We start from the raw sequence: 26,235 nt of genomic DNA, 5'->3' as shown, positions 1-26,235 counted from the left end.
CATGAGTGATGAGTGTCAAACACTTTTGACAAAAAATATAAAAAAAACAGAAACTTATTATAAATCTCTGCTTTTATGGATATAATATTTAATATTATCAGAATTTGATTTAACCTTCCTTAATACGTACTTCGGTATCTTTATCAAAGAAATGTGCTTTATTAAGATTAAGTGTGACAGTGATTTTTTCGCCAGGCTGACGGAAGTCTCTTGCTTCTACACGAGACACGAGTTCTGCATCTCCTGCCTTCAGATAGAGCATTGTTTCAGCACCCAAAAGTTCTGAGACAGTGACTTCAGCTTCAATTTGTGCTTCAGGATAAGCTTCCTCTGCAAGAATTGAGGCGGAGATATCTTCTGGACGTATCCCCATGATGACTTCTTTTGAAGAATATCCTTTTTCTTTAAGGAGCTTGTGTTGGCCTTCTGGAAGCGTTAAGCTGATGCCTTCACCGATGAGTTTGTTGCCTTCAATTTTGAGACTTAAGAAGTTCATCGCTGGGCTACCGATGAAGCCAGCAACGAATTTTGTCGCTGGTTCATTATAAAGTTCTTGAGGTGTGCCGATCTGCTCAATGCGTCCGACAGTACCTGATTTGTCCGCGTTCGGTGTTGAACTCATAATGACAATACGATCTGCGAGAGTCATCGCTTCAGTTTGGTCATGAGTGACATAAATGGTTGTAGCTCCAATGCGACGGTGAATTTTAGCGATTTCTGTACGCATAGAAACACGAAGCTTGGCATCCAAGTTTGACAAAGGCTCATCCATAAGGAAAACTTTAGCATCACGAACAATGGCACGTCCCATAGCTACACGTTGACGTTGTCCACCAGACATATCGGCAGGTTTACGATCAAGTAGATCAGTCAGTCCAAGAATCTTCGCTGCATTTTCTACACGTTGCTTGATATCATCTTTTTTATGCTTACGCAGTTTAAGTCCAAAAGCCATATTGTCAAAAACCGTCATATGAGGATATAGGGCATAGTTTTGGAAAACCATGGCTATATCACGATCTTTAGGTGCAACGTCATTCATCAGTTTACCATCGATAGTAAATTCGCCTTCTGTAATATCTTCTAGACCTGCAATCATACGCAAAGTTGTTGATTTCCCACAACCTGATGGTCCAACAAAGACGATAAATTCTTTATCTTTGACATCTAAATTAAAATCTTCCACCGAATATTGTGTAGCATTCGGATATTTTTTATAAACCTTGTCTAATTTAAGTGTTGTCATTGCTTCTCCTTCATCTTGTTGTATTTAAGCTATCTTCATTCTAATGCAAACGCTTCCTTTAAACAATATCTAAGATGCACAAAAAAACTGTACAAAATGCACAGCTTTATTTCTTTGTTATGAGGCTCAAACTATTAACCTTTCAGCGCATTTTTACAACCCCAGCTTGAACGATAAGAGCAGGGCGCACACCACCGGTAGTCCCCGATTCGGCACGCGGGCCAGGCAAAAGGGCTCCCAAAGGAATGCCATCCTCGGTGGTCTCCCTATGTATCCCCCAAGCCGTAGGCCCAAGCTCATGCCAAGGGTGCCATTGGGGTACATTTTCAGCACCTGTACGTGTAAACCACCACTCCCCATCACCAGCTACACGATTTTGCCAAGTTCGGAATGGTACATTTCCACCCCCTCCTGGACTCTGTGCTGAAAAGTATAGCACATCCGCCATAGATAAGGCAAAGGCTTGCGGTATTCCCTGTGGATTAACACGCGTCAAATCTTGGGCTACTGGACCCTCAAGATTACGCGGAGCCCAACCTTCAATCCCTCCCCATTCAATATAATTCGGAGCCACAGTCACTGGTACATCATCTCGTGCAGGTATGACTACTGGCTGAACACGCTCTTTAAAGTCAAGATTTAGCCCTGCATACCAACTCGCTAATACCGTAGGTTGCTCATTCCATGAAGGGCCTTTAATTGTGCGATTACGGATAATCATATGTTCATGGTCTCCTACTTCTCCAAGATAGAGGAATTGCTCCCCCGCTGTTGTGAAGCGATTACCTGGTCTTAATGAGGGTAAGAGGCTATCAAGTTCAGAGTCAGGAATGTTTGCATCAGGATCCAAAACTTCTCCTCCTCTGATAAGATGAAGGAAGTCTCCTAATACATCACTAAAACCAATGTATGCTGGTTCATCCTGAAAACGTGGTATATCAGGGCTTAGAGTATTCACCTGTTCCATAGGTGGCGGCATACCAATCAACTCACTCTTCACATGCACACCATAATAATAAGAACCTTGAAAGTTATGGACGACCTCTGTCATATGAGAGGCATCTAGGAGATAAGATGTAGCTTCCCCTGCTTGAAGGGCTCGTGCATAGTAGGCCCATCCGTTCGCTTCATCCATCACCCAGTAATTGCCAAGTAAATCATCACCATCAGAGTTTCCCTCTCGAAAAGCAGTATAACGTTCATTCCACTGATGGAGTGTTATCGGTGCCCGGTCTTGATACAGGTTTTGCGCTGTTTCACGCGTGATGGTTTGTCCCGGCCATTGGCCAGTGTTAGTATAAGTATCACCTTGACTCCAGTAATTAGTAGTACCGGCTCCGGGATGCGTCGCTCTTTGATAGAGTTCTCCATCCTCTCCTCGATAGCTCAGGTCACGGGCGTGTCCTGCTGCTGCGGTAATAGGACTATTATATGCTGTATTAAAAGTTGGTAAGTACCATGGTGGGCTGACGTCTCCACGGCTATAACCAAATGTTAGGTTAGATAGCTCATTAAAGGCAGCTGAAAGACTGTCACTTCTACGCTGTGAAACATCGGTTGCTTCTGGAATGTAGGTCGTCCAGCTGTCTAACTCTTCACGTTCCCCAGATATTATCGGTTGCCAAACATCACTTCCACGCTCTTGAAACTCCCCGAACTCAGAAAGTTGAAGCCTTACAAGGATAGGTTTTTGACCAAAGTTTTCGACAAAGACATCTTTATTTTCATCACCATCAAAATAGTCATGTACACGTCCGCCAACGTCAGCACGGTTTTCGAATTCTCGGTCATTGATGGCTTGTTGGTTGAATGCTGTAAAGGCGAATGTGCCTCCGATTAAACCAAGAATGGCTAAGAGCGCAATATTCCGCAGTTTACGTTTCTTTTCTGGGCTCATCTGTGACTCACCCCCTTAAGACATAGGAAACTTAGAACACAGAAAATTCTGCTCTGCTCTGCTAAAGGATTATACAACATAGGTGCTCCTTCTTCAAGTTTTTTGTTAACTTCAAGTAATTTATTTAACTATATTGTAATATTTTTCTTATTCATTTCAAAGTAATATCCACATTATAAAAATACCTCTATTGGCTGTTATCCAATAGAGGTATTTTTACGATTTTAGAACTTTAGAGATGTTCTAGCATTTATTTTACTTCTTCTTTGAGTTGTTCGGCTTCCTCAGCAAATTTCTGAGCAACGGCTTCGAGATCTTCTTCTTCCTCATCTCCCAGATAATGGTCATTATTGATTTCATCAAGGTTGACAAAAATTTCGATGTGACCATGGAGATTTCTGAAAGTTACTGGTGCATCGCCTCCATACTCGCCATCCACATTAATCATCATTTTTTTATCTGTGAGGGGCTCGACTTTGATTTGGCTTGATTTTAGGTATTCAATATTGACATCATCCACGTGACTGCCTTTAATCACCATGGAAATCAAAGCCAGTAACTCGAATAAATTATCTGTCTTCACCAAGATAAGAGTAAACAGACCGTCATCTAGTTTGGCATCTGGTGCGATTTTTTCAAATCCTCCAACAGAGTTGGTTAAGGCCGCAAAAAACATGGAAATCTCACCTTCAAACACGCCATCATCATGCGTAACCTTGACTTTGCGTTTACGAATTTGGGGCAGTAAATCAACACCTTTGGCAAGATAAGCCAAGTAGCCAAAAGCTGTTTTCAAACGGCTTGGTACACTATAAGTCAGCTCTGTTAAGCTTCCACCAGCAGCAATATTGATAAAATACTCAGCATCATTCACTTGACCCACATCAATATTCAAGGTCTGATTTTTACCAATCATTTCAACAGCTGCTAAGGGCTTATTGCGTGGGATTTTAAGTGCACGCGCAAAATCATTAGTTGTCCCTGTGGGGATAATGGCTAACTTCGGCCTTTTATCAAATGGAGACATTCCACTTACTATTTCGTTGATAGTGCCATCACCGCCAGCTGCTACAATAAGATCAAACCCTGCTTCAGTAGCACGTGAAGCTTCTTTTTGGGCAGACTGTGGTTCTGGTGTTGTCTGAAAAGCAGAGGCTTCATAGCCGAAACTTTCTAACTTATCCAAAATATCCGCGACATTTTTTTTAATGATTTCTTGCCCACTACTTGGGTTGTAAATCAATCTTGCTTTCATAATTTCAGCAACTCCTCTTCTGACCAAACTTCAATGCCCAAATCCTGTGCTTTAGCCAGTTTTGACCCAGCATCTGCTCCAGCTATAACTAAATCTGTCTTTTTAGAAACTGAGCCTGAGACATTTGCACCTAAAGCTTCTAATTTTTCTTTTGCCTCAGTTCGTGTCATAGCTGTTAATTTCCCTGTTAAAACAACGGTTTTCCCTGATAACACACTGTCTGTCTTGGGCTTAAGACCAAGATAGTCGAAGTTGACTCCCGCTTCTGCCAATTCTTGAAGCAAGACTTGCGCACCTTCTGTGGCAAAGTAGCTGGTTACAGCTTTGGCAATAACTGAACCTAAGCTTGGAATTTCAGCAATTTCTTCTAAGCTTGCTTGCGACAAGGCCCGAAGATTACCAAAACGCTCCATTAATAGTTTGGCAGCTTTCGATCCTACATGACGAATACCCAAGCCAAAAAGGAGCTTTTCTGCGGAGTTTTCTTTTGAGGCTTCAATGGCATTTAATAACTTGGTTGCTGACTTTTCTTGAATTTTATCCAGTGCCACTAATTCGTCAAGCTGCAACTTATAGATATCTGCCACATCTTTGATTAAGTTATTTTTGAAAAGTTGCGTAACTATCGATTGCCCCAAACCAGAAATATTCATTGCACCACGACTGGCAAAGTGAATAAGTTTTTCACGATTTTGTGCTGGACAAAGCGGATTGATACAGCGTAAGGCTACTTCATCTTCGAAATGCAAAAGTTCAGATGAACATTCCGGACAATATTGAGGGATTGCCATTTCTACAGAATCCGCTGGACGTTTCTCAAACAAAACACGTTGAACTGCTGGAATGATATCCCCTGCCTTATAGATCATGACTTTGTCCTTAAGACGGATATCCTTCTCCTTAATGTAGTCAACATTATGCAGTGTGGCGCGTGATACTGTCGTCTGCGCTAAGGTCACAGGAACCATATTCGCTGTTGGTGTAACGACCCCTGTACGCCCTACTGTCCAATCCACAGATAGGATTTCTGTTTCTGCCAGCTCAGCTGGAAATTTATAAGCGATGGCCCAACGTGGAGCCTTGACTGTAAAGCCTAATTCTTCTTGTTCAGCTAGATTATTAACTTTGATGACAACACCATCAATATCATAGTCTAAGTCATCCCGAAGAGAAGCCACGCGCTCAATGAAGGCCCAGACTTCATCAATATTTCGCGCAAAAACACGTTCTTTGTTGACGACAAGTCCAAGCTTTTCTAAGTACTCCAAAACTTCTTCTTGAGTGTCATTTGTCGCAGGACTCGCTTCTTGATAAAGGAAGGTTGCCAAGCCACGCTTGGTCACCTCTTTCGTATCTAACTGTCGTAAAGTTCCGGCTGCTGCATTACGCGGGTTGGCAAAGGAAGGTTTACCTTCAAGTTCGCGTTCCTTATTGAGTTTGACGAAATTTTTGCGTGGCAAATAAGCTTCACCTCGCACCACAATGTCAATAGGTTCTTTTAATACCAGTGGGACGTCTTTGATGCGTTTAACATTTTCTGTAATGTTTTCCCCTACACTGCCATCTCCACGTGTCGCAGCTACGACAAGTTTACCTGCTGTATATTTAAGAGAAAGTGAGAGACCATCAATTTTTAACTCACAAATGTACTCAGGCTTTGGAATGACTTTACGTACACGTTCATCAAAGTCTTCCAGCTCTTCACGTGAAAAAGCATCTGCTAGGCTGTAGAGATTGTATTCATGAGTATATTTTTCAAATCCTGATAGCACAACATCGCCTGTACGATGGGTCGGTGAATCAGCGCGTATCAAATGTGGGTTATCGTGTTCTAGAGTTTCTAACTCACGATAAAGGCGATCATACTCCGCATCTTCAACCGATGGCATATCCAAGGTATAGTATTCGTGAGCGTACTTATTTAATAACTCCGTTAAATCTTTGATCTTTGACTCGATATTCATACTAATAATTTTATCATATTTTTCGGTTTCCTCGGAGTAAGAAAGTTGTTATAATGGAGAAGTTCAATAGCTTATGTTAAGCTTAATTTTTATGAGGTTTTTAATGAAGAAAAAGATTTTTAATAAGATTGTGATTATACTGGCGGCCTTGCTCAGTATCATCATCATAACAGCTGGTATTCTTGGTCGACAGATACTTTTTCGTGATTATCCTGTTTTCCAGTCAATGTCCCAAAAAGAGATTGTCGAAGCAACGAATATCCTACCTGAGGATAACGACTATATCAAAAAATTAAAAAATAATGCGCTTGACGTCTATCTGAGTAATGCTTCCAGTGAACTCGCGGAAAAGTTAGAGGAGAACGAAAAACGCGTCAACAGTATTGTCAATGGCGAACTTCCCGAACAACAGTTTTCACAAAATCAGGACGAATTACAACAAGCGCTGGGCGCAAGCGATGAGCAAATGACGCAACTTGCTCAAACTTATGAGAATGCCCGCCTTAATCGTTCCATTGATCAGCTCCAAGCAGAAACAAAAACTTTAAAAGCTGAGCAGTTGTCTCAGTTTATTCAAGATGCAAACCAATTGGCACAACAGACTGAGAAGAGTATTCAATCTTATATTGAAGATAATAATGCTGTTTCTAAATCGACGATTTCTGTTTCGGTTCAAGCCCTCAATGATGCAAACTCTCTCCTTAGTAACTTTACACAGTTTGTAAACTATACCAATAATTACACAGCTATCACACAACTTCAATTTGATAAAATTTCTACAAATAATTCACTCATGGCAGACTTTCTCCCTGTATTTAACAAGGTAAATGCTTATCTCAGCCAGAAGGAAACCGTAGAAGCTCGTATCAAAGAGTTAACAGATTTCCAACAAAAAGTCGAAAAATCAGAACAGTTAAAAAGTTCAAGCATAGAAATGCCTAATCTCAAAGGTCAAACACTTGCGGCCATAAGAAAACAAGCAGGCATCGATTATAAAATTGAAGTGGAGCCAAACTATGAGGACAAAGATACAGCGATTGTAACTCAACAAAAACCTGAGCCCTCTCAGTATACTCGTATTCTAAAAGGTCAAACAATTACGGTTCAAACACAGAAAAAAGTTGAAGAAAAGAAAACTTCTTCTGTTTCTGCCAAAAAAGACAAAGAAAAAACAGAAGCCTCCAAAAAAGAGGACACTAAAGCTAAAAAGAAAGGAGATGAATAATGGCTAAAAAAATAATTCTCCGCACCCTTGCCGTTCTTTTTCTGCTCTTCTTGTTTGTAGGCGCTGTTGGTGCTGTTGGTGCCGTCTATCTCCTGGATAAAGAATCACACCAAGCACATACGATCGAGCTTAAGCCTTCCCCACAAGCCATCTCCCAATCCTTTACTATTACGGATATTAATGGAGAAGCACTTCAGGATTCCTCAAATATCTATAAGTACATTCCAGCACAGCTCTCAGGCAAAGATAAAAATATTCCTGAACTATACACAAAAGCTTTAGTCGCAGTTGAGGATAGTGACTTCTATTCCCGTAAAACTAAAGGTTATTCTATCAAAGGGGTAACTAATGCCGTCTTATCAGAAGTACTTACGAAATTACATCTCGCAAACGGTGCACGTGGTGGCTCAACCCTTGATCAACAATTAGCAAAAAATCTTGCGCATGGAGGTTTTACTGCCGATAAATCATTGTCCCGCAAAATCGTCGAATTGATTGATGCGCATAGCCTTGCTGAACGCTATTCTCGAGAAGAAATTCTCACCAGTTATCTCGACACCTTGCGTTTGACACCTGAAACCATTGGCCCTGGGGCTGCTTGGAACAATCTTTTCTCTACACCGATGATTACCTCAGAGAAAACACCACTCTATATTGCTCAAATTGCTTATTTAGCGGGGCTGGGTCAAGCACCTTCAACCTATGTTCAAGATTTTGAAGGCGCAGGGAAACAACGCGCCTTGACTGTTCTTTCGGTGATGAAGTCCAACAAAATTATCTCTGACCAAGAATACAAAGACAGCGCCGAAGCTGTGAAAAAAGAACTCGCACTTAAGCCAAGTTATACACAAGGCATCCCCCATGCTTATCAAGCCTATATTGCACAAGTACAAAAAGAGCTTGGCCAGATTGCTTTACCAAGAAACGCTAAGGTTGTTGTCAAAACATATGCTACGAAAGCACACTTGGATTATCTAGAGAGCGTTGCAAATCATACCGCACCTGATGTCTCAAATATTCCACGTAATAATCTGCCAGAAGGTACTTTAACTGCAATATCTGTGGTTGATACCCAAACAGGTCATATCTTAGCTTTAAATACAAATTCGGACAATCCACAATTGCCAATTTCCTCTGGCCGTTCTTCAGGTTCAACGATTAAACCATTACTCGATTATGCGCCCGCTCTTGAATATGGCTATATCAATGAAAACAGTACCTTGAATGGTAATGCTACAACTTACGCTGATGGCACACCGCTGATGAATTACGGTGGGAATAATTATGGCCCTGTTCCTGTCGGTTTTGCCCTTGGTAACTCTTTGAACTCTGCAGCCCTGCAAACCTTTAACATGACCAATAATGAGCAAAAAAACAGTATTATGCAGCCACTTGGTATTGCTTCTGTCAAATATGACCAAGAATCCATGTCTATTGACTATAATTTGTCTCCTTTACAGTCTGCATCTGCATATTCTGCGATTGGTAATGATGGCGTTCGCGTTACCCCTACTGCTGTGGCTTCTGTCACGGTAAATGGTCAAGAACTGCCACTTACTCAGCCTGAATCACAACGCGCCATGAGTTCTTCAACAGCTCGTTCGCTTGTTAATCTCATGCAAAATGTTACACAACCTAATGGTTCCGAGCCTTTAGCTGCTCAGCCGCAATGGCCGAATGCTTTCGCCACTAAGTCCGGGCTCTCTAATTTCCCCGATACTGCCACAGAACCGGCCCGTAGTCAAGGTGCTCCTGATGCTTGGATGGCTGCTACCTCTACAGGTGTTTCAACCGCTGTATGGGTCGGAAGCCCAGATATGAGTGGAAAATATTATGTGCCAGCTGCGCCTATTGAACAAGAAAACAATATGCGTGTCTATCTTTTGAACAACACCATCAGATATATGAATCAAGGCAGAAATGTGCCGCCATTTAGTTACTCAGGCACAGCGATGTCCCATGAACCTCTCTTACCAGAGCTGCCCCAGCTCACTGAGCCACCAACGACCCAAGCTATCCAGCAAGCTAAAGCCTTTGATGCTGTTGCTCCAAGTGTTACTCCCGGTTTAGAAGAATTTTATCAAATGCACCGTCAAGACAAGCTCTTAGATGCTGACTCCGTATATGGTGCTAAGAACTAAGTTCTTTATAATAAAAAAGCTGCTTGCAAGCAGCTTTTTTATTTATGATGCAACGGTCAGTTGTTCTTGAACATACTGTGCATAAAGTGGGTGTGATTTTACAAGATCACTGTGTTTACCTGCTCCTGTAATTGCTCCCTTTTCAATAAAGTAAATGTTATCTGCATCAACAATTGTGGATAAACGATGAGCAATGACTAATGTTGTTCTACCTTTCATCAGGCTATCCAAAGCTTTTTGAACCATTGCTTCTGACTCTGAATCTAGACTAGCTGTGGCTTCATCGAGCATGAGAATTTTCGGATTACGCAAGAAGGCACGTGCAATAGCTAAACGCTGACGTTGCCCACCTGATATCTTCACTCCACGTTCCCCTACTTGTGTATCCAATTTGTCGGGCATATTTTCGACAAAACCGCGTGCAAAGGCTAAGTCTAGCACTTCCCATAATTGTGCATCACTGTATGTACCGTCTAAACCATAAGTCAAGTTGTCACGAATTGTTCCTGCCATAATCGCTGAATCTTGTGAAACAAACCCAATTTGGCTACGCCAATCTTTGAGGGCTAAGTTTTCAATATCATGATTCCCCATTGTTAGTTTTCCTCCTGTTGGTTTGTAAAAGCGTTCCAAAATAGAGAAAATAGTTGATTTTCCGCCTCCAGAAGGACCTGCAAAGGCAACAATAGTATTTGGTTTCGCTTCGAAAGTAATATTTTTCAATATTTCTTCAGAGTCATCATATGAAAAACTAATATTTTCTGCACGTAAAACTTGGCCTTCAATATCTAGGTTTTCTCCAAGACTTAACTGCTCTTGTTCTTCTTCTAAAACTTCATTCAGACGGGCTGTGGCTCCTGAGGCTTTAGAACTTGCGGTAAAGAAAAGTGCTAGAGTAGGAACAGAACCAATCATGTTCATAAGATACATCAAGAAGCTCATCAAAGTGGCCATCGTCATTGCTCCTACGGCAACACGATGAATTCCATAAAGCAGCAATCCAAAGATTGTTGACATCATTAACAACATCATAATTGGTTGCATGGAACCATCAAAAATTGCTTCACGAAGCCCGATTTTATAAAGCTTATTGATGTTTTTTTCAGCTGAATGTGTCGCTTGTACCTCCGCATTGGAAGATTTGACCAAACGAATTTCACTAAGCACTTCACTTGCTGTGCCAGAAAACCCTGCAAGAGCATCTTGACGCTGGATTCCAAATTTTCGGCCAAAAGTGGCCAAGGGCATAATAATCAATGTCGCAATAGGAACAGCTATCACCATTGCTACAGTCATCTGCCAATCCATACGAAACATCATAAAAATTGAACCCACAAGAAGCAAAAGGCTTGTTAAGGTTTGAGGTACAGTATTAGCTAAAAGATCTTTCACTTGTGTTGTATCGTTGACCAAGCGGCTTCCAATTTCTCCTGTTTTGACTTCATCAAAGTACTTTACAGGTAGGTGAACCATCTTATTCCACACTGTTAAACGTAATCTTTTTACTACATTTTCTCCAAAAAATCCAAGCACTGAGACGCCAATTGCACCAAGTAAGGCCGAAAGGATGTAAACCAGAACTACATTTCCTAAAAGACCATAATCAATCCCTTGTGCAAATCCTGAAATAAGCGGCTGTATCATTTGAGGTACAATAAGCTGTAGTACCGCTCCCACAATCCCTGACAACATCCCAATGGCAAAATAGGAGTATTTTGGTTTACTCTTGGCAATGAGTTTCAAAAAATCCTTACTTTTTATTTTATTGGCTTTTATTTCTTTTTCCATTTTTATCTCCTTTAATTACTTAGTTTTTATTTTAACCAAACTAACAAAATCGATTATAAAACTTTTAATTAGTTTTGTCAACAATAAAACTAATTATTTGGGGATAAAAAACCAACCCATAAGGTTGGAATAATTTTTAATATTTAAATTCACCTACAGTACGGAATCCAATATTTTTAAATGAACTCATTTCGGCTTGATTGACATCTGTAGTCTTAAAGTTTTTTGCAAACTTCGCTGCTGATACACCATCTAAGCGTGTGAGTTGTTCACCATTGAACATCCAGATTGACCCATTCATTTTAGAATTTTTGTCGTTTACTTTATATAAAATCATTTCGTCTTCTTCTCCTTCATCTGTTTCTGATTCACCGGCTTTGCGCCATACTTCATAGTACTTAAAACTGTTGCTACTTAAATATGTACTATTAATTGGTAAATCTTGTATTGCTGTATTAGCTTGACCATTAGTATAATAGCAAGTCGAAGTAATAATTTTGCCACCTCCAGTAATTACACCTGTATGGCCTCCTGCGCCTCCTGATTCTGCCATTGAATTTCCAGCAGATAGTAGAATAATATCTTCATCCTGCATTTGATTCAGATTAGAACCTGACATATTTCCTGTTAGAATTCTCGTATAGCCACATTTTGACAGATAACCACCTAAGGTTACGGTATTATAAACATAATCATAAGCAACTCCTGTCGCTTCTTTAAGGGCTATAACAATACTACCTGAACAGTCTGCTGTTCCATCTGTACCAATACGAGAGCCTGTCATGGAGTAGGTGATTTGATTACGATGTGTATTGAACCAATCAACTACTTTTCTACGATTACTTGGAGTTGAACCTTGGAAAAGGTTATACCAAGAACGTGCCTGTGTACCTCGAGCAGGTTGATTTGGATTTAACGGCCGTTCATAATATCGAATAAAAATATCCGCCAATGTTTCAGGAGATGCCGTACTCTTAGTAAATTGTGCAAAAGTCATACTTGGGTGATAAAACTGTTGATTGTTTGCAACTTCCCACTCAATACGCTTGCATTGAGAGAAAACATCTTGATAAGCTAAACCTTTTGATTTTGCCCAGTCAATATATTTTGTCGCTGGTGTCCATTGAACAAGCCCATAACCACCATTCATATTACCAACTCTATCACTTTCCCAGCGATCGGCAATAATACCGCTCTCACTCTGCATATTACCTAGGAGAGCAGATACTGACTGTTTTGTCCATCCGCGTGACGTAAGATAGTCCCAGATTTGTTTTGCTGTTTCTTGTTGTCCCAGTTTATTTTCCTCCTTTTTTTATACAATTCTAATAAACCCGTCGACTTACCGATTGTTCTACCTAACATACAGCTGCATTTTTTAGGAATGACTTCAAGTTGGAATCGAACCAACCGTCTCTTATAGACTTGCCATTTTGAAGCCTGATTTAATTATATGACCGAATTTTCATTTATTCCAGGTTGGAAAACCGACCTCTATAAAGCTAATTTTTCTGCTTGAAGATGGCGACCAAGTTTTGCTTTATCGCCGATCACATTTATAATTGTAAGCCCTAATTTTAAATTGTTTCAGGTAAAAACAAAAAAACTGCTGAATTCAGCAGTTTTTTATATTATACAATCTATTGCGAAAGGCGGCAGACGGATTTGAACCGACGATCAAGCTTTTGCAGAGCCATGCCTTACCACTTGGCTATGCCGCCACAACATTAACCATTATATCGAAATTTAAGGATAAAAGCAAGAACTTTTACAGCTTCTCAGATTTCACCCCTCAAGGGTTAAGAAAAAGCCCTAAGCAATTTCTCTTAGAACTTTTCTTTTTTCTCAAAGTGTTATTGATATTAATTTGCCGCTTTTTCTAAAGCTTGAATACGTTTTTCCTGGCTAATAATTTCTGTAGCCAAATCTTTGAAGGTAATTGCGTTCATCAGATGGTCTTGCGCATGTACCATATAGAGATCGATTTCTGTATGAATACCTTGTGCTTCTTTTGTCAGCATATCTGTTTGAACATCATGGGCTTGGAGCAACTCTTGGTTCGACTCCTGAAGTGATTTTTCTGCTGCTTCAAAATCTCCTTCTTTTGCTTGTTGGATTGCTTGAAAGGCTAAACCTTTGGCATTTCCACCATGCATGATGATTCCCATCACAATTTCCATTCTTTCTTCGTTCATTACATCCCCTTTTATTTCGTCGTCTTGAGTTCTTTTACTTCATTAAAGCTTCTGCTGCTTCAAGGACTTTATCGCCACGCATCATACCATAGTCTTGCATTTTTATCACATCCATTGGTACATCAGCAGCTTGTGCTTTCTTTTGTACCTCTGCCTTCATGAAGCCTACTTGAGGTCCTAAGAGAAGGACATCAGGTTTAGGGGTAGCAGCAAGCATGTTATCGATGTCTGCTGTTGATTTTGCGAAAATTTCGTAGTCCAATCCTTTATCTGCTGCTGCTTTTTGCATTTTAGAAACTAAAAGTGATGTTGACATGCCTGCTGCGCAAGCTAAAGCGATTATTTTATCAGCCATAATTATTTTTCCTTCTTTTTCTTTTTATAGTCTTAAGTATACCGCTTTCATTGATTTTTTGCAAGTGTTTTCATAATGACAGAGTATGACTTTAGATACTGTCCCCATTCTCTTTAATGAGCGCTTGATACCAATAGTAAGAATCCTTGGGTATTCGCTTGAGACTACCTTCCATACTTTCGTCCTGATCCACATAGACAAAGCCATAGCGTTTCTGATAACCGTTCAACCAACTGAGTAAGTCAGTGTAAGACCATGTATGATAGCCAATCACTTGAACACCATCGGTTAAGGCTTCTTTTATAGCTTTAACATGACTTTCCAGATATCTAATGCGGTAATCATCATGAATTTGCCCTGCCTCAAGCTTGTCATACTCTCCTAAACCATTTTCTGTAATCATCACAGGTATGCGGTAGCGACTGGTAATTCGACGTAAGGCGATACGCAATCCCATTGGATCAATTTCCCAATCCCAGTTTGTACGTTCAACAGCAGGATTAGTTACACGTTTGTACAAGCCCGGAATGCCTTGGTCGCCTCCTGAGCCCTTAACTCCGGTAGTATTCATTTTACCAAGTGTGACTCCACCTTCGCGCGGATTCCAAGCATTGGCAGCAGTTTGATAATAATTAATCCCTAAAAAGTCTGGTCGGGCTGATTTTAAGAGTTCAAAATCACCCTCTTCGGTTTCAAACATCAGATCATTTTCTTTAAGATAATTCAAAGCCACAATAGGATATTCGCCATAGCAATAGACATCCATCCAAAAATGAGCAAACATTTCCTCTGCGTTTTCAGCTGCCAAGACATTAAGGGGATTGGAATTGATCGCGTAGTTTGGTGTATAAGCAAAAGAAGGACCGATTTGACCGGGCATATCCATTTCATGAAAAGCATTGATTACAGCTGCATTAGCCAAATTTGCATGGTGATTGACTTGATAAAACAGCTTCATATCGACTTTTCCTGGTGGATGTGTTGCCAATATCCAACCATGTTGTGTAAAGATGTTTTGTTCATTCAAGGATACCCAATACTTCACTTTTCCTTTAAAAGTTGTAAATAGTGTTTGCGCATAATGCACAAAATCCTCAATAATCTGGCGACTTTCCCAACCTTGATATTCTTCTTCAAGAGCTTGCGGTAAATCCCAATGATAGAGCGTAACTACAGGTTCGATATGATTAGCAATCAATTCATCAACCAAATCCATATAAAATTGTAAGCCTTGTTGATTAATTTCGCCCCGACCTTCAGGAAAAATACGTGTCCAAGCAATCGAAAAACGATAGGATTTTAATCCCATTTCAGCCATAAGTGCTACATCTTCTTTGTAGCGATGGTAGTGATCAACAGCAATGTCTCCTGTTGTCTCCTTAAAAGTTTTTCCTGGTATGCGGACAAAATTATCCCAAACTGATGGACCTTTTCCGTCTTCGTCATGCGCACCTTCAACCTGATAAGCTGCCGAAGCCGAGCCCCATAAAAAGTTATCGGGGAAAGCTTTTAGTTTTGTATGTTCCATTATAATTTTTCTCCATTTGAGGCTATGACTTGACTGTACCACTCAAAGGAATCTTTCTTCGAGCGTTCCAAGCTGCCATTTCCTTCATTGTCTTTATCTACATAGATAAAACCATAGCGTTTTTTCATCTCCCCAGTTCCTGCAGAAACAAGATCAATAAAGCCCCATGGTGTATAACCCATTAAGTCTACCCCATCGTATTCGACAGCATCTTTCATTGCTTCAATATGTGCTTTTAGATATTCCACACGGTATGGATCATGAATGCTACCATCTTCTTCTACTTTATCCACAGCACCAAAACCATTTTCTACAATAAAGAGTGGTTTTTCATAACGCTCATTGAACCAATTCATGCTATAACGCAGACCTAATGGATCAATTTGCCAACCCCATTCTGATGCTTCGACATATTGATTTTTTACCAAATCTCGGTTTTCAATATAATCAAAAGTTGGCGCTCCCAGGTTCTCTTGATTCTCCATTTTTTCAGCTGTACTTGGCATATAATTTAGCTTAAGACTTGGATCAATCTTTTCAGCCTGATCTTTAATAGCAAAACTCATATAATAACTAAAGCCGATATAATCTACTTCGCCTTTGGATAAATCTTCAATATCTTCTGAAGTAATGTCCAAATCAAAGGCTTTACGTTCAAAATATTTGAGCATATAGCTTGGATAGTGACCACGCGCATGGACATCGGTAAACCATAAACGCCGTTGCATGGCAACCTGTGCTGCCATCATATCTTCGGGTTTACATGTTGCAGGATAAATAGGACACATCGCAATCATGCAACCAATTTGGAAATCAGGGTTAATCTTATGTCCTAGATCTACAACTTTAGCAGAAGCCACTAATTCATAGTGGGCTGCTTGGTACATAATCTTTTCACGGTTCTCGCCTTCCACGAACTTCAAACCAGAGTTAGTGAATGGTGCAAAATCCAGATCAAAATTTGCTTGATTATTTATCTCGTTAAATGTCATCCAGTATTTAACTTTATCTTTATAGCGGGTCATTACTACTTCAGCAAATCTTACAAAAAAGTCAATCAAGCGGCGATTACGCCAGCCACCATACTCGGTAACCAAGTGATAAGGCATTTCAAAGTGGGAAAGCGTGATGACTGGCTCAATACCGTTTTTCAAACATTCATCAAACAAATCATCGTAAAATTGAAGACCTTCCTCATTTGGCTCACTTTCATCTCCATTTGGAAAAATACGTGTCCAAGCAATGGATGTACGGAAACAGTTCACACCTAACTCTGCAAAAAGTCTGACATCATCTTTATAGCGATGGTAGAAGTCAATGGCTTCATGGTTTGGATAATTTTCACCGGGTAAGACACCATCTGTAATCCGGCGCTCAACACCATTTGCTCCAGCAGTCATAACGTCGGCCACAGAAACTCCTTTGCCTCCTGCATTCCAGCCGCCTTCAAGTTGATGAGCAGCAACTGCACCGCCCCATAGGAAATCTTTTCTTAAAGTCATTTTTCTTCTCTCTTTCCTCTAATTCTGTTGATTTAACTTTAAATCTTTTACAAGGTTTGAACTTGCGTATACTTCAGTTCTTAACATCCTCCCCTTTTTTTAAACGCTCAGTTCCCCTCTATAAATGTAAACTCTCCCAGCTCTTGATGAGTTTACATTTATAGAAGAGAGATTAAGTCAATGCTTAATCTCATCTCACTATTATGCTTGTTCAGCTTGCTCTGCTTCATATGCTTCTTTTTCTTGTTGTACAAGAATCGCATCATATTTTTTAGCAAATGGCCAGTATATGGCACCTGTCACAAAAATCATCAAGGCTTGCCATGCTGCACCTTGCCAACCTCCGACAATCAAACCTGAAAGGATTGGCGGTGTTGTCCATGGGACGAAGATACCATTAAACGGTGGGATAATTCCCAGCGCAATAGCTGCATAAGTTCCAAATCCTGAAACGAGAGGGGCAATCAAGAATGGGAAAGCCAAGATTGGGTTTAAAACAATCGGCATACCAAAGAGTACAGGCTCGTTGATATTGAAGAAGGCGGGTGCCAATGTTAATTTACCAATAGTTTTCATTTGAACAGAACGCGCACGATAAATCATAAAGATAACGAAACCGAAAGTCATTCCTGAACCTGTAACCGTAATAAACTGATCCATAAAGGCTTGCGTAACAATATGTGCCCCATGATCAAGTGATAAGTTACCCTCTTGGAACAATTTGAGATTATCGGCATTGTTAGCCAAGAGCAATGGAGTCATGATACCGCCAATAACTGTGGCACCATGCACCCCAAACCACCAGATAAATACAGGTAAGAATGCAATTAAGAAGACACCAAGTGGTCCGTCTGTAGCATGTTGCAAAGGTGTTTGAATTAAAGTATAAATCCATTCAATCGGTGTTTGATCCGTTGTCAATACAGATAGAGCATAGATAAGCATTGCTACAAAAGTAATAACGAAAGCTGGCACAAGAGCACCAAAGGAATCTGATACATTTGCAGGCACTTGTTCAGGAAGTTTGATACGGATATCTTTTTTCATGAACCATGAGTAAGACCAACCGACCAATAAACCAGCAAGCATAGCGAGGATCATTCCTTTCCCACCAAGCCAAGCTGCATCGATAACACCACTTACTTGATACTCTCCCACGACAGCAGAACCATCAGCAATTTTAGTCACTGTTGAAATAGTGCTTGGTTGAAGCATAACCATGACAATAATAGAAGTCAAACCAGCAGAGGCGCCTTCATAGCCTTCGCTCTTCACCCAAGAATAAGCAATACCAAAAGCTGCAAAGAGGGCCATAATACCAAATGAAGCAGCATAGGCTTGATTAAAAATAGGGGCCCAACCAATTTGTGCAATCCAGTCCGCAACATTTTGTTGAGGGAAGTTTGCTAAGATGAGGAAGATTGCTCCAATAATAATGAAAGGTATTGGATACAACATACCGTTTTTAATTGCTGTAACGGCTTTTGTGTTCAAAAATTTCATCATCGGAGGCATTAATTTCTCGTTGATAAATTTATTCATATTTTTACTCCAAAAATTTTATTTTTAATTCATTAGGGCATCTGCAGCTGCCACTACATTTTTGCCATTCATCATACCATAGTCTTGCATCTTAATCACATCACAAGGAACTCCTGCGGCATTCGCTTTCTTAGTGACTTCTGCTTTCATATAAGAAACTTGAGGACCTAATAAAAGCACATCTGGTTTGTTCGAACCAGACCCTGCTAACATGTTATCAATCTCTGCTACTGACTTAGCAAAAATTTCATAATCTTTTCCAGCTTCTTTTGCTGCTTGTTGCATCTTCGTTACCAGCAATGATGTTGACATACCTGCTGCACATGCCAGTGCAATAACCTTTTCTGCCATTTTTTTCTCCTTATTCTTTTGAGCTCAAGAATATTATAGCGTTTTCTGAAAAGGCTTTCAAACAATAATATGAAATACCTTTCCTGTATTGAAACAAATAGAAAATGGCTTAAATTAAGGATTTGTGGCTTAAATTTTTGCAATAAATACAAAAAAACTTGCAAAAACTGCAAGTTTTTTAAAACATGTTTCACATTTTGGAACAAATTGAGCACTATTCCTCTAAAAAATGGAGCGTTTTATGAGCCAGAACTTCAAGAACTGCAACAACAGGAAGTTGTGTCGTTAAATTTCCTAGCGGATAAAGTTTAGACCATTCCGGCGTGAGATTGTAAAAGAGTTGCAAGTCAGCCAGCCGGCCAACTGTACTGTCTTCATTATTTGTCAATGAAATAATTTGTGCACCTTCTTGTTTGAATTCCAACTCCTTATTAATGATTTGAATCGTTTCTCCTGAGGCCGATAAAATCAATGCAATGACATTACCTGTGCCATTGATTTGGATAGCTTGAAAAGGATCATTAATAACAAAGGCACGTAAACCTGCATTCACAAAGTACTTACATGCATAATCAGCTAAAGAACCTGAGTTACCAATTCCCATAAAAACGGTATAATCTGCTTTAGCAATCATCTTGGCAGCTTCGGTCAGTCGCTTTTGATAACTTTCAGAATTCATACGGCGTAAAAACATATCAAATTCTAGCATATTGTCATAATGCTGCTCTTCCGCCGTTTTAGGTTTGCTTTGATTTTTTAGAAAAAATTTTAATTCTGCCCAACCATTAAAGCCCAACTTTGTACTCATTCTTACGATTGTTGTAGTAGAAACATGAAGCTGGCTAGCTAAGCTACGAATCGTTGCTTTTTGAACCTTATCTGGAGATTTGATGATAAAATCAAGGACCAAGGTTTCGAGCTCATTAAGCTTGCTTATTTGTTCAGGTTGAAACATAAAAACTCCTTTATCTAGCTTAAAATAGTGTATATTTGATCAAATAGTAACCCAGAGCTAAACACTCTCTAGCGTAATTGCTCATAGTCTGCCAAGCAGGGGTTTTACTTTCCGCTGCATAACCTTGCACATTTTTATAGCCTAATTTGGAAGCCAAATAAAGGCTACGATAAAGATGAAAGTCGCTCGTCACAAGTAGTGTCTTCCCTTGCACATACTTTTGAGAAAGCGCGAAATTCTCGACAGTATTTCGCGCTTTCTTTTCTTCAATGATTCGGCTAGAGTTTAAACCATGTGCTTTGAGGTATGTGGCCATTCCCTCAGCTTCAGATACAGGAGAAGCGGAACTTCGATAACCTGTGACAATAACTCTAGCTTGAGGATTGCTCTTAGCAAGTGTTAAAGCAGTATCAAGACGGCTCTTCGTAGTAGATGCAGGCTGACCATCTGGCTCAATCTTACTGCCTAAAACTAGTATCGTCTTAAAATCTTGTGCTGTATCTCCTTGATGAGCGACATCACTCCGTATCAAAAAGAAACAGAAAAGGCCATAGGCCGTTCCCAAAGCAAAGATTAACCCTAAAACTCGAAAGAATTTTTTCATTAGAATTTTTGTTTGCGGGCTTCACGTTGCTTACGTGCATTTTTATTGTGCTCTGCACGACGTTTTTTCGTATTTTCTTCTTCAATCGCCCATTTCAAGGCACGTTTATAGCCTGGTTTGACTTTTTTCTTACTCTTAGCCAACTGACCACGCATTTTGTTAGACAACTCTCCAGTCTTGGCTGTACGTTTTTCACGGCGATCACGATCATAAGAATCAACAATCTCACCATTTTTCACAGCTTTAGGTTGGAATGTTACACCCATTTTTTCAATTTCACGAATGGCTGAATCATCAGAAGGACTGTAAAGTGTAATCGCCGTTCCCGACAAACCATTACGTCCTGAGCGTCCTACACGGTGTACAAAGAAGGAAAGATCACGAGGAAGTTCATCATTGATAACATGACTTACACCTTCGATATCAATCCCACGTGCTGCAATATCCGTTGCTACAACAAACTGATAATCTAAGTTCTTGATGCTTGCCATGATACGTTTCCGTTCACGTGGTGGGATATCACCATGAATTTTCGCTGCTTTGACACCATTGTTGACTAAGAAATGATGAATATCATCAACGCGTCCCTTTGTATTGGCAAAAATCATTGCCATATAAGGATTGGTTGCCTTCGAAAGTTGCAGTAAAATTTGGTTATGTGATGCGCCTTTAGTTGAGATCAGCCAGTTTTCAATCGTGTCTGAAATCACAGTCTTATTCGCAATTTTTTCCATGACAGGATTATTCAAATATTTTTTAAGGAAAGGCTGTAACTTTTGTGGAATAGTTGCAGAGAAGACCAACATCTGTACTTTTTTACCAAAGCTGGCTGCAATTTTATCCACATCTGTCAAGAAGCCCATATCCAAAGTCATGTCCGCTTCATCTACAACAAAAATGGATGCCGTATGAATAATCAAAGCTCCCGATTTAAGTAAATCTTGGATACGCCCTGGTGTCCCAATCACGATATGAGGTTGTGAAGACTCAAGTTTCTTAATTTGACGCGCTTTATCTGTTCCACCCACATAGTTGACCACGCGGATTGCATCATTAAATTTAACAAATTCTTGAGCTGCATGATAAATCTGTGTGGCAAGCTCACGAGATGGTGCAGTGATTACGGCTTGGACTTCATCAAGCTCTGTGTTCAATTGTTGGAAAATAGGGAGCAAGAAAGTATGTGTCTTTCCTGAACCTGTTTTTGATTCCCCTACCAAATCACGGCCTGATAATACGACAGGAATCAGTTTTTCCTGAACGGGGGTTGGCGAAACGAACTTGATTGCCTCAAGCGTTTCATTGATATAATTCTTAAAGTTAAATTCTGTAAATTTCATAGCTCCTATTATAGCATGAATAGTGCATTTATAAAACAGGGTTCGCCTTTTTAATTCCAATTCTTATTGAAAAAAGCAGAAAAGCAAAAAAAGCACCTCCAAGGTGCTCTTTTTTTATGTTATTTAGCTTTAGCGTAAAGTTCGTTTACTTTATCCCAGTTAATCAAGCTAAAGAAAGCTTCGATGTAATCTGGACGAACATTGCGATATTTCAAATAATAAGCATGTTCCCAAACGTCAAGACCAAGTACTGGAATTTGTCCATCAGAAATTGGGTTATCTTGGTTGGCTGTAGAAACAACTTTAAGTTTACCGTAATCGAGAACTAACCAAGCCCAACCTGAACCAAAACGTCCTGTAGCAGCTGCTTTAAACTCAGCTTTGAAGTCGTCAAATGAACCAAAAGCTTCATCGATGGCTGCAGCGATGTCACCTGTTGGTGCACCACCTGCGTTTGGAGCAAGCCATTCCCAGAACATTGTGTGGTTCAAATGTCCGCCACCGTTGTTACGTACCGCAACGCGGATATCTTCTGGCAAACGGTCCAAATAAGCCACTAATTCTTCAACAGTTTTATCAAAGAATTCTGGGTGTTTTTCAATCGCTGCATTAAGATTATTTACATAGGTTTGGTGATGTTTATCATGGTGCAAATGCATTGTTTCTTCATCAAAGAAAGGTTCCAAAGCGTCGTATGCATAAGGTAATTCTGGAAGTGTATAAGCCATAGTATTCTCCTTAAATTTTAATATACTATTATTATAAAGAAATAAGAACCGTTTACAAAATTATCTGCTTATCTTTTCGTTCTTCACGAAAATACTTCAAATCTCGGTCATAGATAAATTCAACCCCTGTTAAATCATCATACTCCCGTGCACCAACCAAAGTATAGAGCTTTGTTAAATCATCTTTCCAGTGGCTAAACATTTCATCCAAGGCTTGAGGTCCTTGGGTATGTAGGATGGATAAAACATGCCCCGCCGAGCTGGCTAAAGGCGCACCCAAAAGTTGAGCATGCAAGATATCTGTAGCTGATGCAATACCTCCCGTAGCAATCAGAGGTTTAGTATTTTGCGCCAATTGAGCTTCAATGAGGCTCTCGGGTCCTGTAAAGCCATAATCATTTAAGTTTAAGGTGCTGTGCCCCCGTCCACTCTCAATCCATGCAAAATTTGTGCCACCTTTACCGCCAACATTAATGCCAGCGATGGCTGTTTGGCTAAGCTGTTTAAACATTTTTTGACTCATACCAAAGCCGACTTCTTTGACTACAACAGGAACATCTAAATTTTCAGCGATACGATTAATATTTTCAAGCCAGTAAAAAGAACGATCCCCTTCACTATCCTTCATGACCAACTCTTGTCCGGTATTAATATGAATTTCTAAAGCATCAGCAGAGAGCATTTCGACAGCCTTTTGTGCATTTTCTAAAGAGTGACCTGCTCCCATATTTGCAAAAATGAAACCCTTTGGATTATGTTGACGCACTTGACGGAAACCTTCCGCCAATTCGGGATATTTCAAAGCAATCGACTGCGAGCCGACGGCCATTGCTATATGATGGTGGGCCGCAATCTCCGCTAACTCTAAATTAACCTTATCACCTTTTTTAGATCCCCCAGTCATCGCTTCTATGTAAAAAGGAAAATCAAACTTATGTTCCAAAAGAGTAACCGATAAGTCAACTTCTTGTGTAGAAATTTCTGGCAAGCCATTGGGAACAACCCGTAATGCAGCAGAAAACTCTGAGCGATTTCGGCCTTCGCGCCAGTACTTTAAGCCAAGTGATAAGTGTTCATCCTTCCGATGTCCGTGGATTTCTTTACTCATTTTGTTTTCCTATTCTTATTTTCTCAAGCTTCATTCCTTCTGCTTCAAGAGCGCTCCTTAACTCGACTATCTTGTCTTCACGCTCTGCAAAAAGAATAATATTTTCACCAAACCCCGCACCTGAAATCTTTCCAGCAAATTCGGGTTGGCTATTCACAATATTCAGAGCTAAAGCCAGTTGATCAGTCATATAGCCTTTTGCTTGGTGCTCAATAAGTAAAAGTTGATTTTCGAGGAGTTTCTCTTTAAAAAGAGCGAAATCCTGCATATCAATAGCTGTACTTATTTCAATAACAAGTTCATCACTTTTAACATAAAATGCCTCAGAAAGTTGATGTTTCAATTTTTCTACTGTCTTCGCAGATTGAGCAGTTTGGACAACATAAGGCTGCCAAGGAATCGTTAGCGGAAGGACTCGCTGATGATTTTCATAGAAAATACTGCCACCATACATAATTGCAGCAACATCGCCACGAGAACCGCTCCCTTGCACATCATAATGTGCTTGGGCCGCAATTTCAAAGCGTTTTTTCAAGGGAAGATTGAGCTGAAAAAAAAGATTGAGTGCATTCACAACGCCGACAACGACACAAGCTGATGAGCCATAACCCTTCTTGTTTTCGCCAAAACCCAGTCCACTCTTGATTTCCAAGTGAAATTCCCGGGTCAATTCCACTTCTTTACTCATATACTTGATAGCCGTCATGACAAAATTCCAAGGCCCGCTCTGCTCAGGTTTAATTTCCTTTACTGAGAAGGCATGAGCAGGCATTGCCACATTCGTTTCTAAAAGACTGTGGCCCTCTACTTCTGAAATAACCACTTGGAAATCACTCTCAAGACTCGTTACCAGAGCTAAACCTCCTAGACGAGTAACCGCATATTCTCCTGCAATAAAAAGTTTTGCAGGAACATCTATTTTATAAGTACTCAAGTCCGCCCCCCGCATGTGCAATATCAAAATTAATATTTGGAAAATTTTCCCGTAGTTTTGTTAGAAGTACTTTCTCTGTCGCTCTGTCTGTAATAATTTTAACGTTTGGCCCAGCATCGATGGTAACAAAAGCCAAGAGTCCTGCTTTATAGCATTCTTGCGTAAAGGCAATAATCCGTTGAGTATCTTCAGTAAAGTAATCAAAAGGTTCCACACAGAGGCGATTCTGTTCATGCATACCCAAAGCATTATTTTCTGCGAGTAAACCAATCTTTTCAATATCTGCCTGACGAATCGCACTTTTCATTTCTTCAAGCTGACGTGCTGACTTTTCTACCCAAGCGCTGTAGGTCGGAGCAGTTTGAGCAAGTTGCATCCCCCGTGTTGAAGACATTTTCTTTTGGGCACTTGATATTTCAGCAACAATCATGGACAAGTGGATATCCTCATCATAAAAGCTCTCAGCATAAGAGGAAACGTCGTCTTCACCCTTGTTCCAAACAGCAAAGTTACCAAAGACTGAACGCGAAGCTGAACCAGAGCCACGCCGTGCAATTCTTGACATTTCTGTCAAATCGGCTGGTAATTCGAGGAGTCCAAACATGGCACCTGTCAATGCGGCAAAGCTTGAGGCTGAGGAAGCCAGTCCGGCAGCAGTTGGCACATGATTTTCAGAAGTGACTAAAACACCTGGAAAAGAACCATGCTTTGCACGAAGCATTTCTAAAAATTGATGCACACGAGTAGTATCGGTGTTCACCCCATTTAAAATCAGTTGATCCTGGTCAGTAAAAGCAACAGATGTCGTTGTATAAAATTGATCCAAAGTCATTGATAAGGAGCTTGTCGTAGGAATATTCAGCGCCACATCCGCCTTCCCCCAATATTTAATCAAGGCAATATTCGTATGTGCTCTAACAGTAAATTCATTCATTTATATTTTTTCCTCTTGTCGATTAATCTCTCCTATTATAACAAAGGTGGCGTAATTTAGCCATTTGTCGTTTTTGAAATTTATTCCTCCATATCGTTAAGGTCTCACAAAAAACCACCTGAAAAGGTGGTTACTTTTATACATATTTCCTGAAAGAAGAAAAGAGAAGCTCCATACACTACTTACTTCACAACGGTAACATTGCAAGGTGCATGGTTTACAACATAGGCTGTTGTAGAACCCAAAGTCATACGCTCAAAGTAATTAGAACCTGTGGCTCCCATCACGATGAGATCACACTTCTGCTCCGTTGCAAATTCAACAATTTGCTTCTTAGGAATACCTACTACCACAAAGGTTTGAACTTTGACATTGTCTTTTACAATAGTTACTGCTTCTTGCAAGATCATCTCGGAAGCTTTTGTATAATTGTGCTTAAGAATCGGCAGGGCATGCCCATATAATTTTCCGTCATCTTGGACCGTTAGGACCGAGAGTTCTACATCGTTTAAACGTGCGATTTCCATTGCCTCTTGGAGTGCTTTGTAAGAGTTGTCTGAACCATCAATGGGAACCAAAATATTTTTGTAATTCATCAAGATTTCTCCTTCCTTGCTTTGCCTATATTATAATGCTTTCTAAT

The 26,235-nt window shown here is 40.1% G+C and carries 22 protein-coding genes and 1 tRNA gene; 2 read left to right on the top strand and 21 right to left on the bottom strand.

Annotation, left to right across the window (positions count from 1 at the left end; all coding sequences use genetic code 11):
• Positions 1-109 precede the first annotated feature (109 nt).
• The 4 genes from J0J33_RS03865 to ligA all read right to left on the bottom strand — a co-directional run bounded on the left by J0J33_RS03865 (position 110) and on the right by ligA (position 6,362).
• Positions 110-1,246, bottom strand: a complete 1,137-nt coding sequence (locus tag J0J33_RS03865) for an ABC transporter ATP-binding protein (RefSeq protein ID WP_019292901.1) — start codon at positions 1,244-1,246, stop codon at positions 110-112.
• 142 nt (positions 1,247-1,388) lie between these two features.
• Entirely contained in the window at positions 1,389-3,143 is a 1,755-nt protein-coding gene (locus J0J33_RS03860; protein WP_173816831.1) for a hypothetical protein, read from the bottom strand.
• Positions 3,144-3,393: 250 nt separating this feature from the next.
• Positions 3,394-4,398 (bottom strand): diacylglycerol kinase, encoded by a 1,005-nt coding sequence (locus J0J33_RS03855; RefSeq protein WP_206921787.1) that lies wholly within the window; start codon positions 4,396-4,398, stop codon positions 3,394-3,396.
• On the bottom strand, positions 4,395-6,362 hold the full coding sequence (gene ligA, locus J0J33_RS03850; RefSeq protein WP_061413726.1) for an NAD-dependent DNA ligase LigA: 1,968 nt from the start codon (positions 6,360-6,362) through the stop codon (positions 4,395-4,397). Before ligA ends, J0J33_RS03855 begins: the two co-directional genes overlap by 4 nt.
• A gap of 103 nt (positions 6,363-6,465) precedes the next feature.
• Here ligA and J0J33_RS03845 point away from each other — a divergent pair, with 103 nt between their 5' ends.
• Positions 6,466-7,587 carry a PASTA domain-containing protein gene (locus tag J0J33_RS03845; protein ID WP_019292905.1) on the top strand — a complete coding sequence of 374 codons (1,122 nt, stop codon included), beginning with the start codon at positions 6,466-6,468 and terminating at the stop codon, positions 7,585-7,587.
• Entirely contained in the window at positions 7,587-9,728 is a 2,142-nt protein-coding gene (locus tag J0J33_RS03840; protein WP_061413730.1) for a transglycosylase domain-containing protein, read from the top strand. Before J0J33_RS03845 ends, J0J33_RS03840 begins: the two co-directional genes overlap by 1 nt.
• 42 nt (positions 9,729-9,770) lie before the next feature.
• Here J0J33_RS03840 and J0J33_RS03835 read toward each other — a convergent pair whose 3' ends face one another.
• From J0J33_RS03835 to J0J33_RS03755, 17 genes are all read right to left on the bottom strand, one after another.
• The gene (locus J0J33_RS03835; protein ID WP_206921786.1) at positions 9,771-11,516 is read right to left on the bottom strand and encodes an ABC transporter ATP-binding protein; all 1,746 of its coding nucleotides are present in this window, start codon (positions 11,514-11,516) and stop codon (positions 9,771-9,773) included.
• A 136-nt stretch (positions 11,517-11,652) separates the two neighbouring features.
• Entirely contained in the window at positions 11,653-12,786 is a 1,134-nt protein-coding gene (locus J0J33_RS03830; protein WP_242526946.1) for a phage tail tip lysozyme, read from the bottom strand.
• Between the two features lie 380 nt (positions 12,787-13,166).
• Positions 13,167-13,237, bottom strand: a tRNA-Cys gene (locus J0J33_RS03825).
• A 141-nt stretch (positions 13,238-13,378) separates the two neighbouring features.
• Complete coding sequence (locus J0J33_RS03820; protein WP_019293871.1) at positions 13,379-13,711, bottom strand: PTS lactose/cellobiose transporter subunit IIA; 333 nt, start codon at positions 13,709-13,711, stop codon at positions 13,379-13,381.
• 34 nt (positions 13,712-13,745) lie between these two features.
• Positions 13,746-14,066, bottom strand: coding sequence for a PTS sugar transporter subunit IIB (locus J0J33_RS03815; RefSeq protein WP_003133928.1), 321 nt, complete (start codon positions 14,064-14,066; stop codon positions 13,746-13,748).
• A 91-nt stretch (positions 14,067-14,157) separates the two neighbouring features.
• Positions 14,158-15,594, bottom strand: coding sequence for a glycoside hydrolase family 1 protein (locus J0J33_RS03810; protein WP_206888227.1), 1,437 nt, complete (start codon positions 15,592-15,594; stop codon positions 14,158-14,160).
• Positions 15,594-17,096 carry a 6-phospho-beta-glucosidase gene (locus J0J33_RS03805; RefSeq protein ID WP_061413738.1) on the bottom strand — a complete coding sequence of 501 codons (1,503 nt, stop codon included), beginning with the start codon at positions 17,094-17,096 and terminating at the stop codon, positions 15,594-15,596. The genes J0J33_RS03810 and J0J33_RS03805 overlap by 1 nt, the downstream gene beginning before the upstream one ends.
• 201 nt (positions 17,097-17,297) lie before the next feature.
• Positions 17,298-18,638: a PTS sugar transporter subunit IIC gene (locus J0J33_RS03800; RefSeq protein WP_019291333.1), complete on the bottom strand. Its 1,341-nt coding sequence runs from the start codon at positions 18,636-18,638 to the stop codon at positions 17,298-17,300.
• A gap of 24 nt (positions 18,639-18,662) precedes the next feature.
• The gene (locus J0J33_RS03795; RefSeq protein ID WP_019291334.1) at positions 18,663-18,989 is read right to left on the bottom strand and encodes a PTS sugar transporter subunit IIB; all 327 of its coding nucleotides are present in this window, start codon (positions 18,987-18,989) and stop codon (positions 18,663-18,665) included.
• Between the two features lie 214 nt (positions 18,990-19,203).
• Positions 19,204-19,944 (bottom strand): MurR/RpiR family transcriptional regulator, encoded by a 741-nt coding sequence (locus J0J33_RS03790; RefSeq protein ID WP_019291335.1) that lies wholly within the window; start codon positions 19,942-19,944, stop codon positions 19,204-19,206.
• A 19-nt stretch (positions 19,945-19,963) separates the two neighbouring features.
• Positions 19,964-20,548, bottom strand: a complete 585-nt coding sequence (locus J0J33_RS03785) for a YdcF family protein (protein WP_019293868.1) — start codon at positions 20,546-20,548, stop codon at positions 19,964-19,966.
• A complete protein-coding gene (locus tag J0J33_RS03780) occupies positions 20,548-21,888 on the bottom strand; it encodes a DEAD/DEAH box helicase (RefSeq protein WP_019291337.1) in 1,341 nt (446 codons plus the stop codon). Before J0J33_RS03780 ends, J0J33_RS03785 begins: the two co-directional genes overlap by 1 nt.
• Before the next feature lie 119 nt (positions 21,889-22,007).
• Positions 22,008-22,616 (bottom strand): superoxide dismutase, encoded by a 609-nt coding sequence (locus tag J0J33_RS03775; protein WP_017369434.1) that lies wholly within the window; start codon positions 22,614-22,616, stop codon positions 22,008-22,010.
• Between the two features lie 52 nt (positions 22,617-22,668).
• On the bottom strand, positions 22,669-23,724 hold the full coding sequence (fni, locus tag J0J33_RS03770; RefSeq protein WP_019293867.1) for a type 2 isopentenyl-diphosphate Delta-isomerase: 1,056 nt from the start codon (positions 23,722-23,724) through the stop codon (positions 22,669-22,671).
• On the bottom strand, positions 23,717-24,658 hold the full coding sequence (locus J0J33_RS03765) for a mevalonate kinase (protein ID WP_019291340.1): 942 nt from the start codon (positions 24,656-24,658) through the stop codon (positions 23,717-23,719). Before J0J33_RS03765 ends, fni begins: the two co-directional genes overlap by 8 nt.
• Positions 24,645-25,592, bottom strand: a complete 948-nt coding sequence (gene mvaD, locus J0J33_RS03760) for a diphosphomevalonate decarboxylase (RefSeq protein WP_019293866.1) — start codon at positions 25,590-25,592, stop codon at positions 24,645-24,647. Before mvaD ends, J0J33_RS03765 begins: the two co-directional genes overlap by 14 nt.
• A 182-nt stretch (positions 25,593-25,774) precedes the next feature.
• The gene (locus tag J0J33_RS03755; RefSeq protein WP_061413748.1) at positions 25,775-26,188 is read right to left on the bottom strand and encodes a universal stress protein; all 414 of its coding nucleotides are present in this window, start codon (positions 26,186-26,188) and stop codon (positions 25,775-25,777) included.
• Between the last annotated feature and the right edge of the window lie 47 nt (positions 26,189-26,235).

The sequence above is a fragment of the Lactococcus sp. LG1267 genome (assembly GCF_017309545.1).
GTDB classification, from domain to species: domain Bacteria; phylum Bacillota; class Bacilli; order Lactobacillales; family Streptococcaceae; genus Lactococcus; species Lactococcus petauri.
This window is presented reverse-complemented; position numbering and strand designations above follow the sequence as displayed.

Coding starts and splice junctions, on each gene's coding strand:
- J0J33_RS03865 (WP_019292901.1), bottom strand. CDS start 1,246: ATGACAACACTTAAATTAGACAAGGTTTATAAAAAATATCCGAATGCT.
- J0J33_RS03860 (WP_173816831.1), bottom strand. CDS start 3,143: ATGAGCCCAGAAAAGAAACGTAAACTGCGGAATATTGCGCTCTTAGCC.
- J0J33_RS03855 (WP_206921787.1), bottom strand. CDS start 4,398: ATGAAAGCAAGATTGATTTACAACCCAAGTAGTGGGCAAGAAATCATT.
- ligA (WP_061413726.1), bottom strand. CDS start 6,362: ATGAATATCGAGTCAAAGATCAAAGATTTAACGGAGTTATTAAATAAG.
- J0J33_RS03845 (WP_019292905.1), top strand. CDS start 6,466: ATGAAGAAAAAGATTTTTAATAAGATTGTGATTATACTGGCGGCCTTG.
- J0J33_RS03840 (WP_061413730.1), top strand. CDS start 7,587: ATGGCTAAAAAAATAATTCTCCGCACCCTTGCCGTTCTTTTTCTGCTC.
- J0J33_RS03835 (WP_206921786.1), bottom strand. CDS start 11,516: ATGGAAAAAGAAATAAAAGCCAATAAAATAAAAAGTAAGGATTTTTTG.
- J0J33_RS03820 (WP_019293871.1), bottom strand. CDS start 13,711: ATGAACGAAGAAAGAATGGAAATTGTGATGGGAATCATCATGCATGGT.
- J0J33_RS03815 (WP_003133928.1), bottom strand. CDS start 14,066: ATGGCTGATAAAATAATCGCTTTAGCTTGCGCAGCAGGCATGTCAACA.
- J0J33_RS03810 (WP_206888227.1), bottom strand. CDS start 15,594: ATGGAACATACAAAACTAAAAGCTTTCCCCGATAACTTTTTATGGGGC.
- J0J33_RS03805 (WP_061413738.1), bottom strand. CDS start 17,096: ATGACTTTAAGAAAAGATTTCCTATGGGGCGGTGCAGTTGCTGCTCAT.
- J0J33_RS03800 (WP_019291333.1), bottom strand. CDS start 18,638: ATGAATAAATTTATCAACGAGAAATTAATGCCTCCGATGATGAAATTT.
- J0J33_RS03795 (WP_019291334.1), bottom strand. CDS start 18,989: ATGGCAGAAAAGGTTATTGCACTGGCATGTGCAGCAGGTATGTCAACA.
- J0J33_RS03790 (WP_019291335.1), bottom strand. CDS start 19,944: ATGTTTCAACCTGAACAAATAAGCAAGCTTAATGAGCTCGAAACCTTG.
- J0J33_RS03785 (WP_019293868.1), bottom strand. CDS start 20,548: ATGAAAAAATTCTTTCGAGTTTTAGGGTTAATCTTTGCTTTGGGAACG.
- J0J33_RS03780 (WP_019291337.1), bottom strand. CDS start 21,888: ATGAAATTTACAGAATTTAACTTTAAGAATTATATCAATGAAACGCTT.
- J0J33_RS03775 (WP_017369434.1), bottom strand. CDS start 22,616: ATGGCTTATACACTTCCAGAATTACCTTATGCATACGACGCTTTGGAA.
- fni (WP_019293867.1), bottom strand. CDS start 23,724: ATGAGTAAAGAAATCCACGGACATCGGAAGGATGAACACTTATCACTT.
- mvaD (WP_019293866.1), bottom strand. CDS start 25,592: ATGAATGAATTTACTGTTAGAGCACATACGAATATTGCCTTGATTAAA.
- J0J33_RS03755 (WP_061413748.1), bottom strand. CDS start 26,188: ATGAATTACAAAAATATTTTGGTTCCCATTGATGGTTCAGACAACTCT.